Below are 16,026 nucleotides of genomic sequence, written 5' to 3' on the forward strand. Positions count from 1 at the left end.
TGGCCCACGGCTACGTCCGAGCCTGACCCGCAGATCGGCTGGGTCAGCTCGAGGACGAACACCCGCAGCCGGCTCGGGACCGGCTCAGAGCCAACCGACCCGGCCGGCGAGCGCGGCATACCCGACGAAGGCGACGACGTCGAGCAGCGTGTGCGCCACGACCAGGGGCATGACGCGGCGGGTCCGTGTGTAGAACCACCCCAGGATCACCCCCATCGCGATGTTGCCGACGAACCCGCCGAACCCCTGGTAGAGGTGGTAGCTGCCGCGCAGCACGGCCGACGTCAGGATGACCGTCCACACCGACCAGCCCGCCTGCGTCCACCGGGTGAAGAGGTAGCCGACCGCGATGACCTCCTCGACCACCGAGTTCTGCACCGCGGCCAGGATCAGCACGGGCACGGCCCACCACACGGACGGCAGGTTGGCGGGCGCCACCGTGGTGTTGAAGCCCAGCTCGCGCGCGAGGAGGTACAGACCGAGACCGGGTATGCCGATCACGGCCGCCAGCATCGCCCCTTGGGCGAGGTCGCGGACGGGCTGGCTGCGGTCCAGTCCCAGAAGACGCCACGGACGCGCGACCTCGCGCCCCAGCAGGTGCAGGGCGAGCACGACCGGGACGAGGGCCAGCCCGATGCCGACGAGCTGGTAGGCGAGGTCGATCCACGGCTGGTCCGGGGCTCTGCTGGTGTTCATGCTGGTGGTCTGGGCTGCCAGCCCCCCGGGGGCGGTCAGCTTGCGGGTGAGGCTGAGGACGGACCAGATGGCGGAGGCGCCGAGGCTCACCCCCAGGACGAGCAGCGTCTCCACGAGCAGGCTGCGCCGAGGGAGGTGCGTCGGCGGTGGGCGGTAGTCCACGCTCACAGGCTAGGCGTTCCCGGTGACATGCCTCTGCGCAGACCCCCGGTGACGCGACCCACGGTGGCAGCCAGTCCGGTCGCCGAGCGCCCCGCCCTGCGCTCGACCTCAGTCGTCGTCCCAGTCGTCGTCGTCCGAGCTGTCGTCCCAGTCGTCGTCCGAGCTGTCGTCCCAGTCGTCGTCCGAGCTGCCGTGGCCAGAGGTGTCGTCGTCGCACTCCTCCCACTCGTCGTCGTCCCAGCACATGACGGGCACGGGCTGCACGGGCGCCGGCTGCACCTGGCCGGGCTGAGCAGGGGCTGGTGGCGCGGGTGACGGCACCGCTGCCCGCGCGGCCTCCTCGGCGGCCTGTTGGGCCTCCGCCTCCTCCTCGGCCCGGCGCTCGGCCGCGGCCTTCTCCTCCGCCTCCGCCTTCGCCGCCTTCTCAGCCGCCTTCTTGTCCTTCGCCTCCTGCTCGGCCTCCTCCCGCGCCTGGGCGAAACCCTCGGACAACCGGGACGTCCCCTCCTGGACCGCACCCAGCAGCTGCCCCCCGGTGGCCCCCGGGACGCCGGGGGAGCTCGGCGACAGAGCCTCCCCCGGCTCGAGGGCTCCGGGGACGACGATGCCCTCGGTCTCCTGCGCGTCGGCCGCGGCATCGATCCACAGCCACCCACCGGTGAACCCGATGAGCACCAGGGCGAGAACGGAGGCCACCATCTTCATGGCGACCAGTGTGCCCGCCGCGGAGGAGATGCGGGTGAGAACTTCATGAGAGGACTCTCACCCGAGCGACCACTCACACCGACCAGCGTGTCGCGGCGTCCCACTGATGCTCGGCCCACCCGAGCACCACCTCCCGCCAGCGCGGCCGGAGGCTGTAGACGGCCGCCAACCGCGCCACGGTCGCCCGGCGTGCCAGCTCCCACCGCTCCGCAGGGACCCCCGCCGCACGCGCGACCTCGTCCACCGCCTCCTCCACCCGCTCGACAGCGACCCGCGGCCACAGGCCCTGGGCGCTGCGCAGGTCCGCGTGCACGGCCAGGTTGGCGAGGTCGAGAGCAGGTTCGGCGCGGCATACCGTGTCCAGGTCGACCACCCCGACCCGCTCGCCGTCCCACAGCAGCTGCCCGTCGTGCAGGTCGCGGTGCGCCGGCACCAGGTCGACGAAGGGCGACCGGTCGAGCTCGCGCGCGGTCCGTTCCAACCGCTGCACCCACGCGGTGCCGACGAGCAGGTCGAGCGCCCCCACCCGCTGCGCCCACGTCCGGAGCACCGTCGCCTCGTCCGCGGGCGTGTGCGCCGCCAGCCCGGACGACGGCAGCTGCTGCCACCGCGCCCACCCGGCAGCCCACGCGGTCCAGGTGTCCGACCAGCTCGCGTCGGACGCGAGCCGCTGCACCGGTATGCCGTGCAGCGTCGCCGTGAGCACCGCCCCGTCGGTGCAGCCGAGGACGTCGGCAGCCCCGAAGCCGGCCGCGCGCGCCACCGCAGCTCCCTGCACGGACGACTCGACGAGCCCGGTGGACCGGCCCGGCCGCACGACCTTGACGTAGCCGTCCGCCCGGTGCACGACCGCCCGCCGCCCCGCGCGGTGCACGAGCAGGCTGCCGGCGCGAGCCTCCGTGGTGAGCTCGGGCAGGCGCGGGTCCGCGCCGTGCGGGAGCAGGGTCAGCCCGCCCGCGGGCGTCAGGAAGCCGGCCCGCAACCGGCCACGCTCGTCCAGACCCTCGATCGCCACCCGCGCCTGGCCGTCGTGGACCCCCGCCGGCCAGGCCCGCCCGACGGTGACGGTGACCGGCCCACCGTCGGCACCGTCCTGCTGAGCCTGCCCGTGGACCTCCCGGGGTACTCGCCACACCGAGCGCGAGGTGGTCGCACCGGCCGGGTCACGGGAGGCTCGCCCCGCGACGGGGGAGACGGCCGCACCCGGCAAGGAGGCCGGGTCGGACCGGCCCCCGGGCACAGGCTGACCGAGGTCCGCAGCGTCGGCGGGGCCCGCCGTGACCCAGCGGCCCCCCGGCAGCAACGTGCCCGTGAGGTGGTCGAGCGCCAGCTGGCCCAGCTCCTGGGTCTGCTCCCGCCAGCCCGGGGTCTGCGAGCGCCAGGGCTCGGCCACCCTGGCGAGCAGCGCGGCGGACACCCATGCGCCGGACAGAGCGGCCCGACCGTACCCGTCGGTGAACGCCCCCCAGGCGGCCGCGCCGTGGGCCCTCGTGTCGTCCGCCTGGGCCTCGGTGTCGCGGTCAGCGGCCCCTGGCCCGCCCCGGCGGCGCTGCACCTCGTGCACCAGCTGCGCCGCGCAGAGGGAGGCGAGGTCGAGCTCGACGGGCCCCAGGCATACCCGGTCCAGGTCGGTCAGCCGCACGACGTCGTCGTCACCGAGCAGGAACTGGTCGAGCGACAGGTCGCCGTGGAGCAGCGCACGCTGACCGACCCCGGACCCCGTCGCACCGGCGGTCGACGACAGGCCTCGCTCCGCAGCCTCCTCCGGCAGACCCGCCAGCGCGAGTCGCGCGGCGTGGGCCTCCCCCGGCGCGACGGCCTCGAGCAGCGCCACCGAGCGCCGGGCGGCAGCCACCAGGTCGTGCCAGCCACGCTCCGGCAGGTCCAGCGAGACCGGCGGGGACGACCGGTGCAGTCGCGCGGCCAGCTCTCCGGCCGCACGGGCGGATCCCTGGTCAGCATGGGTGAGGTCGCTGCCCTCGACCCACGGCCACACGGTCACCCGACGCGACACCCGCACCTCAGGGTGACCGACGCCCCGCCCGAGCCGCCCCCCGCTCCCCTGCGGATCCGCCTGGCCTCCCGCGACGCCCGGGGCGAGCTCCACCGGCGCCACCACGGCCAGCCCCCGCTCGGTCAGCGCACGGGCCACCGTCGTCGTCCTCCGCGCGTGCGGCTCCGCGGTGACCCGCACGACCTGGCCGCCCCGGCGCACCACGAGCCTCCGCAGCGGGTTGTACCGCAGCAGCACCAGGTCCGGCGCCGCGAGGTCGAGCCCGCTGCGCCGCAGCGACCTGCCCAGCTCGGGGTCGGTCGCGATGCCTCCCCAGACGAGCTCGGCGTCCCACTGCGGCAGGGGCAGGGAGCCGATGAGGGCGCCGTGCCCGTAGCGCTCGGCCCGGGCCCGTGCCTTGACGGCCTTCGCCCGCGCCGGCCCGACCAGCGCCTGGACCCAGCCGAGCACCCGGTTGTCCGCGCCGACCAGCGCCGCGGCGTGGCTCACCCCCGGCTTGGCGCGGACCCGCGTGGCCCGCACCTGGGTGCGCAGCAGACCGCTCAGACGCTCGGGGTCGAGGAGCAGCTCGAGCACCGGATCGGGGGTATGCCGCTCGCGTCCTGTCGTCTCAGCCACGGCTCTCCTCCAGCATCCCGTCCAGCGGCGCGTCCTCGGGCTTCCCCGTCCAGGTCACGCGCCCCTGATCCAGCACGACGACCCGGTCGGCCAGGCGGGCGACGTCGAGGTCGTGGGTGATCAGCACGCTCGTGCGGCCGCGGCTCAGCTCGGTGATGGCCTCCCCCACCAGGACGACGTTCTCCGGGTCCAGCCCGACCGTCGGCTCGTCGAGCAGCAGCACGGGGGCGTCGCGCAGGAACGCCCGGGCCAGCGAGATGCGCTGGCGCTGGCCCCCGGAGAGGCTGGTGCCGCGCTCGCTGACCTGCGTCTGCAGGCCCTCGGGCAGCCCGTCGGTGAACTCGGTCACCCGGGCGAGCCGGGCTGCGCGCAGCACCTGGTGGTCGCTGGCCTCGGGCCGGCCCTGACGGATGTTGTCCTCGATCGTCCCGGTGAAGAGCACGGCGTCCTGCTGCACCAGGGCGACCTGGCTGCGCAGGTCGGTCAGGTCCAGCTCGCGCAGGTCGACCCCGTCGAGCCGCACGCTGCCCGAGCCCGGGTCGAGCAGGCGCAGCAGCAGCGCGGCCACGGTCGACTTGCCCGAGCCGGACGGTCCGACGACCGCGACCCGCTCCCCCGGCTCGATCCGCAGGTCCACCCCCCGCAGCACGGGCAGGCCGGGCACGAACTCGAGGTGCACGTCCCGCAGCTCCACCGCGCCCCGGACCACCCCGAGCCGCACCGGGTCCGCCGGAGAGACGATGTCCGGGCGCTCGTCGAGCAGGTCGGCCACGCGTTCCCCGGAGGCGCTGGCGCGGGCGATGCGGCCGGTGTACTTCGCCAGGTCGCGCAACGGCTTCATCGACGTCTTGAGGTAGGTCAGGAAGATCACCATGTCCCCCGGCGTCATGGCCCCCTGCAGCACGCGAGCCCCGCCCAGCACCAGCACGGCCGCGGTCGCGACGCCGACGAGGACGTCGGTGCGCCGCTCGAGGGCCGCGGCGAGCCGCCGCGCGACGACGCCGTCCTTGAGCGAGCGGTCGTTGGAGCCCTGGAAGGTGGCCGCTCGGGCGCGCTCCATGCCGTAGGCCTGGACGTGCGTCATCCCGGTCAGCGTCTCCTGGGCGACGTTGGCCAGCTCGCCCTCGCTGCGCCGGGTCTTGCGGGAGGCATGGGTGATCTTGCCCGTCGACATCCGCGAGGAGAGGACGAAGACGAGGATCGCGACGAGCACGATGAGCGCCAGCACCGGGTCCAGCCAGGTCATCACCCCGAGCATGGCCACGAGGGTGACGACGTTGACGACGAGCGGCATACCGGCGGTCACCGCGACCTCCTGCAGCCGTCCCACGTCGGCCACCAGCCGCTGCACGACGTCGCCGGAACGGGCCCGGCCGTGGTAGCTGCGGGACAGGCCCTGGACGTGGTCGAAGACCGCGGCGCGCAACCGTGTCGCGACCCTGCTGCCGCCCAGCGCGAAGGCGACCGTCGCGCCGTAGTTGCACACCGCCCGCAGCCCGATGATGGCGATCGTGCCGAGCCCGCACGCCACGAGGAGCTGCACCGACGCCTGCGGGCCGGGCTCGGCGAGGTCGGCCCCGAGGCTGCGGGTGAGGGCGTCGATGACGAGCTTGGTCGGCCAGGGCTCCAGCACCCGGAAGGCCACCTCGAGCAGCAGCAGCACCCCGCCACCGGCGAGCAGCGCCCGCTGGCCGTCCAGGTGCGGGAGCACCAGCCCCAGGGTCCGCCGCAGCGGAGACCGCGTCCCTGGTGCGGCCGCGTCGACGGCCATCACCGACCTCCTGCTGCGGGGGTGGCGGACGGGGTAGGCACGGACGGGGCAGGGACGGACGAGGTATGCCCGGACGCCAGCCGCCCGGTCGACGTCACCGGCGCGAGGGTCGCCTCGAGGACGTGCTCCCACGAGTGCTCGCGCTGCATGAGCCGGCGCGCGGCGCCTCCCATGCGGCGGGCGGTGGCCGGGTCGGCGACGAGGGAGTCGACGGCGGCGGCCAGCGCGGCCGGGTCCGAGGGCGGCACGAGCAGACCGGTGACCCCGTGCTGCACGACGGCCGGGATCTGGCCGATCCGGGAGGCGACCACGGGGAGGGCGGCGGCGCCGTACTCGTAGACCTTGAGCGGGGAGAAGTAGTGGTCGTCGCTGGCCGGGTAGGGCGCGACGGCGACGAGGGCGCCCGCCAGGGCCGCCGGCACGTCCTCCGGCGCGAGGGCCCCGGTGAGCTCGACGGCCAGCCCGTGCCGGGCGGCGGCCCGCTCGACGGCCTCCCGCTGCGGCCCGTCGCCGACGATGCGCAGCCGCCAGGGCCGGGCGGCGAGCGCCGCCGCCTCGAGCAGGTCCTCGACGCCGTGCCAGGGCTTGAGCGTGCCGACGAAGACGACCACCGGGTCGCCGTCGAGGTCCGGTTTGACGGCGCGGATCCGCCGGGTGTTGACCCCGTTGGGCACGACGACCACGGGCGCACCCCGGTCGGCGCCGGTCCGCTCCCGCACCCACGCGGCCACCCGCTCGCTCACGCAGGCGACGACGTCGGCGGCAGCGACCTGGGCGCGCAGGGCGTCGACGCTGCCCCGCTCGTCGACGAGCACCCGGTGCTCACGCTGCTCGTCGATGAGGGGGGCGTTGACCTCCAGGACCGTCCGCACCCGACCGCCCAGCCCTCCCCTCGCGAGGTGCAGCACGGTGGAGAAGAGCGAGTAGCGCTCGTAGACCACGTCCGGGGCGGCGGCCACCACCCGACGGGCGATCTCCGCCGCGGCCCGGCGCTGGGCCACCTCGCGCCGGGCGGCAGGACCGACCTCGCGCGGGAGTCCGGCGCCGCAGACGGCATCACCGAGAGCGGCCCGGTCGCCGGGCCGGTGCTCCTCCACCGTCCCGACCGGCACGTGGTGGACGACGAGGTCGGCGAGGTCGGCCGGGACGTGGTCGGGGTCGCCGAGGCGGACGGCATACACCTCCACCTCGGCTCCCCGTCGGCGCCAGGCGCGGACGATCTCCTGGATGTGGACGCTGGCGCCCTTGGTGCCGAAGACGGGGATGCCGGGGTCGGCGCAGACGTAGGCGACGCGGGTCATCGGGTGGCTCCTGCGGTCACGGCGGCGAGGCGGGCCGCCTGGGTGGTCGTGTCGTAGTCGCGCTCGACGAGCGCGCGGGCGGCCCGGGCGACCTCGACCCGGGGCCAGGAGGGGTCGGCGACGAGACGCAACGCGTCGGCGACCCGACCGGCGAGCCCCGAAGGTTCGCTGGGCAGGAGGATGCCGGTGGCCGCGGTCTCGTCGCCGCCCGGGCGGACGGCCTCCGGTATGCCGGTGACGTCGGTCGCGACGCACGGCACCCCGCTGGCCATCGCCTCCAGGAGCACCGTGGGCAGCCCGTCGGCGTTGCCGTCGGCGCCGACCACGCACGGGGCGACGAGCACGTCGGCCCGGTCCAGCTCGGCGACGAGCTCGCTCTGGCTGCGCGACCCGAGGAGGGTGACCGCGTCACCGACCCCGGCCCGGCGGACCTGCGCCGCGAGCTCGGTGGCCCGCTCGCCCTCGCCGACGATCCGGACGTCGAGCGGCATACCCTCGGCGCGCAGCGCGGCGACGGCGTCGACGAGGTGGTCGAAGCCCTTCTTCTCGACGAGGCGCCCGACGGCCAGCACCCGCAGCACGTCACCGACCGGCCGTGGGTCGCGGTAGTCGAAGCGGCCCAGCTCGAGGCCGTTGCGCACGAGGGCGACCTTGTCGGCCAGCCCGGGGTCGACCTCCTCGAGGAGGAACCGCCGGTTGTAGTCGCTGATGGCGACGACGGCGGACGCGCGGGCGAGCACCTCACGCAGCACGACCCGGTCGACGTCCTCGTGGAAGAGGTCCTTGGCGTGGGTGGTGACGGTGAAGGGTATGCCGGTGAGCGCGCTCGCGACGGCGGTGCACCACGACGCCATGCTGGCGAAGTGGACGTGCACCCGGGTGATGCCGTCGCGCCGCAGCCGCAGCGCCAGGTCGACCCCCTGGGCGACGTCGCACGGGTCGAGGCGCACGAGCAGCGGCATGAGGGCGCCGAGCCGGGCGCCGAAGTCCGGCAGCTCGGCCTGGGCCTGCGCGAAGACCGCCCACTCCGCGGACAGCTTGTGGGCGCGGGGCAGATGGGTCACCGGGGCCTGCACCTGCGCGAGCTGGGGGTGGAAGCGGGAGTCGGAGGTCGGCCGCAGGGCGTAGATGGCCAGGTCGTCGCCGGCGGCCTCACGGGCCAGGATCTCGGTGACGACGAAGGTCTCGGAGAAGCGCGGGTAGACCTTGAGGACGTAGGCGGTGCGGTCAGACGGCAACGGGGAGTCCTTCCTCGCGGGCGTGGGCGAACGACGGCGTCGGCAGGAGGGCGGGGGAGGTGCGGACCAGCCCGGCCGCCGAGGTGGCCACCGTCCGCAGGCCGCCGAGGTCGAGGGCGCCACGGTCGACGCGTCGGCCCACGGCGGCCGCCCACCACCGGGCGATCGCGGTCGCGCTCAGGTCGCCCTCGCGCAGCAGGTCGGCGGCGCCCACCCGGGCGAGGGCGCGGGCCCGGATGAGCTGCTCGGTGCGCGGGCGCTCCCGTGGCACGAGCAGGGCGGGGACGTCGGTGGCCAGCGTCTCGGCGACGGTGTTGTAGCCGGCCATCGACACCGAGGCCGCAGCCCGGCGGATGAGCCCGGCCGCGTCGTCGACGCTGCGCACCACGCGGGTGCCGCGCACGGCCTCCCGTTCGACGCTGCGGTGGTCGGCGTCGCTCATCTGCGGTCCGGTGACGAGCAGGTGCCGGTGCCCGGCCGGGACCCGGGCCCGGGCCGCCGCGAGGCACAGCCGGGTGCCGTCGCTGCCGCCGCCCGCGGTGGTGACGAGGTAGGGGCGGTCCGGCTCGACGTCGGTCGCCTCCTCGGCCCGCCCGTGGGCGAGGAAGCCCTGGTAGCGGACCAGCGGGGCGAGCTCGGGCGGCAGCTCGCCGGAGCGCCGCAGGTCGTGCACGGCCGGGTCGCCGTAGACCCAGATCTCGTCGTAGATCCGCGCCACCAGGTCGGCCGGGGTCTGCCGCCACTCGGACTCCACCGCCTCGGGGGCGTCGAGGACGTCGCGGAGCCCCAGGACGAAGCGGGTCTGGGGCAGCTCGCGGCGCATGGCCTGCAGCCCGGCGAGCAGTTCGCCTCCGACGCCCAGGGCGTGCCGGTCGACGACGACGAGGTCGGGGCGGAAGGCGAGCCCGGTGGCCCGGACGATCTCCCCCCGCACCGACAGCACGGTGTCCATGCCGAGGTCGAGGTGGCGGGGGCCGTAGCCGCGGTGCCCGGCGGTCTTGCCGATGGCGGGGAGCGTGACGACGTCGAAGCCGGCCGGCAGGCTGCGGGCGGCGGCCCCGGCGACCCCGTTGAGCAGCAGCCCGGTGACCGGGGAGCCGGTGAGGACCGGCAGCCGCTGGGCGAGGGTGTGCGCGAGGGCGCGGTTGCGCCGGAAGTGGCCCAGACCCTGGGAGTCGTGGGAGTAGAACAGCGCGCGCAGCGGCGCGCCGCCGGGGACGTGGCTGGTGCGGTGGTCCATGTCGTCCTCTCCCGCCCGACCGGTGGTCGGTGCGTGGGGACGAGTGAACACGGGCGGGATGAGGGGTGGATGACACGTCCATGAGATTCCTCTCATGCACCGTGACCAGCCACGACGCGCTGCAGCCCGGCAGCGACGTCAGCGCTCGAAGCGGTAGCCCACCCCCCGCACCGTGCTGATGCGCTCGGCGCCGACCTTGGCGCGCAGGTAGCGGATGTAGACGTCGACGACGTTGGAGCTGCCGGTGACCTCGAAGCCCCACACGCGGTCGAGCAGCTGGTCCCGGCTGAGCACCTGGCCGGCGTGGTCCATGAGCTCGCGGGCCAGGGTGAACTCCCGCGCGGACAGCTCGACCGGCTCGCCGTCGACGTGCACGGTGCGGGCGGGGATGTCCAGGCGCACCCCACCCACCTCCAGCACGTCCTCCGTGCGTCCCCCGGCGAGGGCCTCGGCGTGCTGGCGCAGCCGCAGCTTGACCCGGGCCAGCAGCTCCTCGACCCGGAAGGGCTTGGCGAGGTAGTCCTCGGCCCCGCTCTCCAGGCCGTGGACCGTGTCCTCGACCGAGTCGCGGGCGGTGCACATGATGACGGGCACCGGCTCGTCCATGGTCCGCAGCATGCGCAGCACCGTGAAGCCGTCCATCTTCGGCAGCCCCACGTCGAGGACGACGAGGTCGACGTGCCCACCGCTGGCCGCCTCCAGCGCGGCGATCCCGTCGGTGACGACGGTGGTCCGGTGGCCGTCGCCGCGGAGCCCGCGGTCGATGACCCGGGCGATCCCCTCCTCGTCCTCCGCGATCAGGATGTGCGCCATGGAGGGGAGGCTACCGGGCAGCGGAGCGGGCAGGCTCGCCCTCGGCTCCGGTGGCGACGGGGTGCGCGACCTCGTCGTCGGGGTCGGCCGGGACCCAGAGGGTGAAGCGGGACCCCAGCCCCTCGACCGACTCCACCCCGACCGCGCCCCCGTGCGCGTCGGCGATGGCCTGGACGATGGCCAGCCCCAGGCCGCTGCCGTCGACCTGGGCCGCGGACTCGGCCCGGCCGAAGCGCTCGAAGACCCGCTCCTGCTCGCTCTCGGGTATGCCGGTGCCGTGGTCGGAGACGCTCAGCACGAGGTAACGGGAGGCAGGTCGGGCGCCGAGCTCCCGGGCTCGCTCCACCTGGGGGTCCTCGCCCTCGGCCCAGTCCGTCGCCAGCTCCACGGGCGACCCCTCGTCGCTGAACTTCACCGCGTTGGCCGCGAGCTGGACCACGGCCTGGATGACCCGGTGCCGGTCGAGGACGGCCGGGCCCTCGGCGTGCGCGGCGAGCTGCCACTGCCGCGGGCCGAGAGCGGTGATCCGTTCCATGCACTCGACCGCCAGCTCGGTGACGTCGGCGGTGCCGGGGCGCAGGAAGTCCTGGCGCTGCGCCCGGGCCAGGACGAGCAGGTCGTCGACGAGCCGCTGCATCCGGTCCACCTCGTCGAGCAGGAGCGTGCGGGTCGCGGCGACGTCCTCGGGGTCCTCGGGGCGGAGCAGCTCGGCGTTGCCCCGCAGGATGGTCAGCGGGGTGCGCAGCTCGTGGGCCGCGTCGTCGAGGAACTGCCGCTGCAGCCGGACTCCGTCCTCGATGCGGTCCAGCATGGCGTTGAACCGGTGGGCCAGGTCGACGATGTCGGTCTCTCCCGACACCTCGACCCGGCGCGACAGGTCCTCGGTGCTGATCTGGGCGGTGGCCTCCTGCAGCTCGCGCAGCGGGCGCAGCAGCCGGCCGAGGACGACGTTGGCCAGCGCACCGACGACGAGCAGCGAGACCAGGCCGACGCCGGCATACGTCCAGACGCGGCGCCACACCTGCCCGGCCAGGGTGCCCGAGTCGATGGCGACGACGAAGGTGCCCGTCCGCTCCTCCTCCGGCAGCTGGACGTCGGCCATGATGACCGACAGCGTGGTGCCCTGCGTGTCGACGGTGTCGATCACCGCCCGGCCCGGCTCGAGCGGAGTGCTGTCGATGAGCGCGAGCACGTCGGGGTGGTCGACGGCGAAGTCGCGCTCGCCGACGCTCTGGTACTCCGCCTGGCCGTCGATGAGGGCCAGGAACGCCTCGTCGGGGCTGGCGATCGAGGTCCCGAGGAAGGAGAGGAAGAGGGCGTCGGCGTCGGTGAAGGGGTCGTTGTCGAGAGTCGGGCCGGACCGGGCGAGCGCCGTGACCTCCTGGATCTCCTGCTCCAGCTCGGCCCGGACGCGTTCGTCGAGGGAGCGGAACTGCACGGCGAAGGCGATCACCCCGGTGAGGGCGATGACGAGCGCCGTCATGCTCACCATCATCACGAGCAGCCGGCGGCGGACGCTCCAGCCGCGGCGGGCGGTGTCGGTCACGGGCCTGCCCCGTCATGCCGGTGCGGGGCGTGGGCCGGGCTCACGGACCCGCCCCGTCGGCGAGCAGCGCGAAGGACACCAGCCAGTGCGTGGCCATGAAGTCGCCGTCGGTGATCTGCTGCAGCACCGCGTCCTCCTGCCGGGCGGCGGCCTCCCGCACCCGGGCGGCGGCAGGCTCCGAGACCCAGGGTGCCAGAGCCCGCAACGCCCACGCCCGCGACAGCGCGAGCCCGAGCAGGTGGGCCCCCTGGCCGTCGCCCGGGTCGAGCACGAGCGGCACCTCGAGCAGGTGTGCGTGCGCCCCCTCCCCCAGCCCGGGCAGCACCCGCGCCAGCCAGGCGGCACCCTCCCGCTCGCCGAGCGCGTCGGTCATGAGCAGCGCCTCGGTGAGCGCCGGCGAGAGGAAGTCGGACCCGCCCGGCTCGGTGCCGGTCGGGGCCGGCCCGTCCTCGCCGAACCAGCGCCCCGCGGCCTCAGCGCACGCGTCGACGACGTCCGGCCGGCCGAGGCGGCGGTAGGCGTTGCGCAGCAGGAGGAGGGCGAAGGCGTCGTTCTGGTGCTTGCCGTGGCGCACCGGGTAGGCCTGCCGCGGCAGGTGCGCGACCACGCGATCGGCCAGCAGGTCGGTGAGCGGGGCGAGGGCCTGCGCCCAGGTGCGCGCCTCGGCGACGTCCGCGGCGAGGTCGGCCGTCGCGGCGGCCAGCTGCGCGGCCCAGGCCCAGCCGTAGGGCCGCTCGAAACCGGGCCGGGCCCGCAGGTAGTCCACCTCGACCGCGACGTGCTCCTCGGTGAGCCGCTCCGACAGCAGCGCCCGGGCAGCGGCGCGCTCCTGCTCACCGAGCGCGTCGGCATACCTCGCCAGGAGCGTGACGAGCGACCACTGCATGTGGACGCACGAGTGCCAGTCGAGCGCACCGTGGAAGGCCGGGTGCAGCCGCGCGGGGGTGACGTCGGTGTCGTCCGGTCCGAGGACGACGTGCGCCGGCGCCCAGGGGTATGCCGTGGCGATCACCTCGCGTGCCATGCGGCTCCAGGCGCGCGCGTGCGGGTGGGGCTGGCGGCGTGGTGCGTCGGGGGTCACGCGTCCATTACTACACTCGCGCCTCATGAGGGCTGACGGGGAGCACTACTTCACGGCGCTGGGCGAGGGCAGGTACCGGCCGACCGAGCACGTGCAGGGGGCGTGGTCGCCGGACGAGCAGCACGTCGCCCCGGTCATCGGGCTGCTGCTGCACGCCCTGGAGCACCAGCACCCGCGCGAGGACCTGCAGTGGGCGCGGCTGAGCGTCGACATCCTCGGCTTCATCCGCCGGGACGAGATGCAGGTGACCACCCGGGTGCTGCGGCCGGGGCGGACCATCGAGCTGCTCGAGGCGAGCGTGGAGATCGGCGGCCGCGACGCCGTGCGGCTCACCGCCTGGCGGCTGATGACCAGCGACACCAGCGCCGTGGCCGGCCAGGAGCACGCCGACATGCCGAAGCCGGAGGAGCTCGAGCCGTGGCACGGCATGGACCACTGGGACGGCGGCTTCATCGCCAGCCTGGACTTCCGCTCGGTGCCGGGATCGCGGGCCGGCCGGGGCCGGACGTGGGTGCGCTCGGACCTGCCGCTCGTCGGCGGGGGCGAGCAGGCCTCACCGCTCGCGTCGTGGGTGAAGCTGCTGGACACCGCCAACGGCACGGCCGGCCGGGAGGCGCCGCGCGACTGGCTCTTCCCCAACGTCGACCTCACCCTGCACCTGCACCGGATGCCGGAGGGGCCCTGGGTGGGGCTGGACACCCGCGTCTCCTGGGGGCCGACGGGGATCGGGCAGACCGCCTCGGTGGTGCACGACGAGCAGGGGCCGGTCGGCACCCTCGTCCAGGCGCTCACCCTGCGCCCGGCCCCCTGAGCGGGCGTCAGCGGTCGGTGCTGGTGGCCCCCGACGAGCCCGAGGCCGGGGCGACCGGCTGGGCGCAGTAGGAGAACGCCTTGCCCTCCGCCGCGTGGTAGCTGGCGTAGGAGCCGTCCACCTCGAGGACCAACTGGTGGCCGGGGACGAGCGCCTGGGTATACATCATGCCGGGGCGCGGGCACCCGATCGAGCCGTCGCTCCAGGTGACGTCGGCGTAGCCGGCGATGGTGACGGCGTCGGGCTCGACGCCGGCCCGCTTCGCCTCGGCCGCCACGGCATCCTGCACGTCGGAGCGCTGGGCCACGGCGTCGGGCACGGCACCGAGGGGCAGCGAGACGTCGCCGCCGCCCGGGGCGATCCGGGTCCGGGTCGGCTTGTCGCCCGCGCCGGGCTGCTCGGTGCTCATCGTGGGGTCCTCGCTCTCGTCGGCGCCCGCGTCGCCGGTCGTGCCGGCGTCGTCGCTCTGCGTCGGGGTGGCCGCCGGCTCGCTGTCGCCGCCGTCGGCGTCGCCGCACGCGGCCAACGCGGCGGCGAGGCTGAGGACGGTCACGGCGAGGATGGGTCGGCGGTTCTGGGTCATCGGGTGACACCTCCAGATAGCGTCCCCGCCAGTCTAGGTCTGCGGGGCTGCACCCACGCGGCGGCAGAGGTTGTGGGTGGTGGGGCGCCGGTCCCTGAACCAGCGCCCCACCAACCGTCTCCCCACCGTCCCGCTTGCGCGGCCCCTCGACGGGGTTGTGTCGGCTGTCCCGAACCGACACTCCCTAGACGTCCCTCAGAGCGGATTCGTTGCACCCAGATACTGTGATGTGAGTCACATTTTGCTGAGAGCGCTCACCCGAGGGCGGCCCGCAGACCGCGCTCGACGTCCTCGCGCAGGTCCTCGACGTCCTCGAGGCCCACGGAGAGCCGCACGGTGCCCTCGGTGATCCCGGCGGCCAGCCGCGCCGGCTCGGGCAGCCGCTTGTGCGTGGTCGTGGCCGGGTGCGTGGTGAGCGACTTGGCGTCCCCGAGGTTGTTGGAGATGTCGACCACCTGGAGGGCGTTCATGAAGGCGAACGCCTCGCGCTGCCCGCCGTCCAGGGTGAAGGTGACGACCGTGCCACCACCGGTCATCTGCCGGCGGGCCAGCGCGGCCTGCGGGTGCGACTCCAGCCAGGGATGGAAGACCCGGGTCACCCGCGGGTCCGCCTCGAGGTGCCGGGCCAGCTCCAGCGCGGTGGCCGCCTGCCGCTCGACGCGCAGGGTGAGCGTCTCGAGCCCCTTGAGCGTCACCCAGGCGTTGAACGGCGACATCGAGGGGCCGGTATGCCGCAGCAGCGTCTGGATCGGCCCGCCGACGAGCTCGGTGGGCCCGAGGATCATCCCGCCCATGACGCGGCCCTGGCCGTCGATGTGCTTGGTGGTCGAGTAGACGACGATGTCGGCGCCGTGGTCCAGCGGGCGCGAGAAGACCGGGGTGCCGAAGACGTTGTCCACCACGACGACGGCGCCGGCGGCGTGCGCCAGCTCGCTGACCGCGGCGATGTCGACGAGCTCCTGGGTCGGGTTGCTCGGGGTCTCGAAGAACACGGCGGCAGCAGGTGTGGAGAGCGCCTCCGCCCAGTCGTCGAGGTCGGTGCCGTCGACGAAGGTGCTCTCCACACCCCAGCGCCGCAGCACCTCGTCGATGATGACGAAGCAGGAGCCGAAGAGGGCGCGGCTGGCGACGATGCGGTCACCGGCGGCGCACAGGCCGCCCAGGGCGGTGAAGACGGCCGACATCCCGGAGGCCGTGGCCTGCGCGGCCTCCGCACCGTGCATCAGCCGCATCCGCTCCTCGAGCATCGCCACGGTCGGGTTGCCGTAGCGGCTGTAGACGAAGCGCTCGATCTCGTCGGCGAACGCGGCCTGCGCCTCCTCGGCGCTGCCGTAGACGTAGCCGGACGTCGGGTAGAGCGCCTCCGAGGTCTCGTCGAACGGGCTGCGCAGGAGCCCGCCACGGACCGCGAGGGTGTCCGGGCGCCAGCCGTCAGGGGTGTCCATGG

The 16,026-nt window shown here is 74.8% G+C and carries 13 protein-coding genes; 1 reads left to right on the forward strand and 12 read right to left on the reverse strand.

The genetic code is table 11. The annotated features are described in order from the left end of the window. Positions 1 to 84: 84 nt before the first annotated feature. The 10 genes from EUS26_RS01715 to EUS26_RS01760 all read right to left on the reverse strand — a co-directional run bounded on the left by EUS26_RS01715 (position 85) and on the right by EUS26_RS01760 (position 13,128). Complete coding sequence (locus tag EUS26_RS01715; protein WP_202865000.1) at positions 85 to 858, reverse strand: CPBP family intramembrane glutamic endopeptidase; 774 nt, start codon at positions 856 to 858, stop codon at positions 85 to 87. Between the two features lie 108 nt (positions 859 to 966). Then, complete coding sequence (locus EUS26_RS01720; RefSeq protein WP_130011429.1) at positions 967 to 1,563, reverse strand: hypothetical protein; 597 nt, start codon at positions 1,561 to 1,563, stop codon at positions 967 to 969. 73 nt (positions 1,564 to 1,636) lie between these two features. Beyond that, the gene (locus tag EUS26_RS01725) at positions 1,637 to 4,195 is read right to left on the reverse strand and encodes a hypothetical protein (protein WP_130011430.1); all 2,559 of its coding nucleotides are present in this window, start codon (positions 4,193 to 4,195) and stop codon (positions 1,637 to 1,639) included. Beyond that, positions 4,188 to 5,966, reverse strand: coding sequence for an ABC transporter ATP-binding protein (locus EUS26_RS01730; RefSeq protein WP_130011431.1), 1,779 nt, complete (start codon positions 5,964 to 5,966; stop codon positions 4,188 to 4,190). The genes EUS26_RS01725 and EUS26_RS01730 overlap by 8 nt, the downstream gene beginning before the upstream one ends. Beyond that, positions 5,966 to 7,267, reverse strand: coding sequence for a glycosyltransferase family 4 protein (locus EUS26_RS01735; RefSeq protein WP_130011432.1), 1,302 nt, complete (start codon positions 7,265 to 7,267; stop codon positions 5,966 to 5,968). The genes EUS26_RS01730 and EUS26_RS01735 overlap by 1 nt, the downstream gene beginning before the upstream one ends. Further along, on the reverse strand, positions 7,264 to 8,505 hold the full coding sequence (locus EUS26_RS01740; RefSeq protein ID WP_130011433.1) for a glycosyltransferase: 1,242 nt from the start codon (positions 8,503 to 8,505) through the stop codon (positions 7,264 to 7,266). The genes EUS26_RS01735 and EUS26_RS01740 overlap by 4 nt, the downstream gene beginning before the upstream one ends. Further along, complete coding sequence (locus EUS26_RS01745; protein ID WP_130011434.1) at positions 8,495 to 9,745, reverse strand: glycosyltransferase family protein; 1,251 nt, start codon at positions 9,743 to 9,745, stop codon at positions 8,495 to 8,497. Before EUS26_RS01745 ends, EUS26_RS01740 begins: the two co-directional genes overlap by 11 nt. A 138-nt stretch (positions 9,746 to 9,883) precedes the next feature. Beyond that, positions 9,884 to 10,558: a response regulator transcription factor gene (locus EUS26_RS01750; protein WP_130011435.1), complete on the reverse strand. Its 675-nt coding sequence runs from the start codon at positions 10,556 to 10,558 to the stop codon at positions 9,884 to 9,886. Positions 10,559 to 10,568: 10 nt separating this feature from the next. Further along, positions 10,569 to 12,104 (reverse strand): sensor histidine kinase, encoded by a 1,536-nt coding sequence (locus EUS26_RS01755; RefSeq protein WP_130011436.1) that lies wholly within the window; start codon positions 12,102 to 12,104, stop codon positions 10,569 to 10,571. A 40-nt stretch (positions 12,105 to 12,144) separates the two neighbouring features. Next, positions 12,145 to 13,128, reverse strand: coding sequence for a DUF2891 family protein (locus EUS26_RS01760; RefSeq protein WP_165368459.1), 984 nt, complete (start codon positions 13,126 to 13,128; stop codon positions 12,145 to 12,147). An 82-nt stretch (positions 13,129 to 13,210) separates the two neighbouring features. Between EUS26_RS01760 and EUS26_RS01765 the strand changes: the two genes are divergently transcribed. Then, positions 13,211 to 13,996, forward strand: coding sequence for a thioesterase family protein (locus EUS26_RS01765; protein ID WP_130011438.1), 786 nt, complete (start codon positions 13,211 to 13,213; stop codon positions 13,994 to 13,996). A gap of 7 nt (positions 13,997 to 14,003) precedes the next feature. On the opposite strand, the gene EUS26_RS01770 is transcribed toward EUS26_RS01765, so the two are convergent. Next, positions 14,004 to 14,579 carry a hypothetical protein gene (locus EUS26_RS01770; protein WP_130011439.1) on the reverse strand — a complete coding sequence of 192 codons (576 nt, stop codon included), beginning with the start codon at positions 14,577 to 14,579 and terminating at the stop codon, positions 14,004 to 14,006. Positions 14,580 to 14,833: 254 nt separating this feature from the next. Continuing rightward, a complete protein-coding gene (locus tag EUS26_RS01775; protein ID WP_130011440.1) occupies positions 14,834 to 16,024 on the reverse strand; it encodes an O-succinylhomoserine sulfhydrylase in 1,191 nt (396 codons plus the stop codon). Between the last annotated feature and the right edge of the window lie 2 nt (positions 16,025 to 16,026).

Source organism: Serinicoccus sediminis (assembly GCF_004153545.1).
GTDB classification, from domain to species: Bacteria; Actinomycetota; Actinomycetes; order Actinomycetales; family Dermatophilaceae; genus Ornithinicoccus; species Ornithinicoccus sediminis_A.

What these genes read in the sequence shown, in the direction of transcription:
- EUS26_RS01720 (WP_130011429.1), bottom strand. Translation starts at nt 1,563, where the DNA reads ATGAAGATGGTGGCCTCCGTTCTCGCCCTGGTGCTCATCGGGTTCACC.
- EUS26_RS01730 (WP_130011431.1), bottom strand. Translation starts at nt 5,966, where the DNA reads ATGGCCGTCGACGCGGCCGCACCAGGGACGCGGTCTCCGCTGCGGCGG.
- EUS26_RS01735 (WP_130011432.1), bottom strand. Translation starts at nt 7,267, where the DNA reads ATGACCCGCGTCGCCTACGTCTGCGCCGACCCCGGCATCCCCGTCTTC.
- EUS26_RS01745 (WP_130011434.1), bottom strand. Translation starts at nt 9,745, where the DNA reads ATGGACCACCGCACCAGCCACGTCCCCGGCGGCGCGCCGCTGCGCGCG.
- EUS26_RS01750 (WP_130011435.1), bottom strand. Translation starts at nt 10,558, where the DNA reads ATGGCGCACATCCTGATCGCGGAGGACGAGGAGGGGATCGCCCGGGTC.
- EUS26_RS01760 (WP_165368459.1), bottom strand. Translation starts at nt 13,128, where the DNA reads ATGGCACGCGAGGTGATCGCCACGGCATACCCCTGGGCGCCGGCGCAC.
- EUS26_RS01765 (WP_130011438.1), top strand. Translation starts at nt 13,211, where the DNA reads ATGAGGGCTGACGGGGAGCACTACTTCACGGCGCTGGGCGAGGGCAGG.
- EUS26_RS01770 (WP_130011439.1), bottom strand. Translation starts at nt 14,579, where the DNA reads ATGACCCAGAACCGCCGACCCATCCTCGCCGTGACCGTCCTCAGCCTC.
- EUS26_RS01775 (WP_130011440.1), bottom strand. Translation starts at nt 16,024, where the DNA reads ATGGACACCCCTGACGGCTGGCGCCCGGACACCCTCGCGGTCCGTGGC.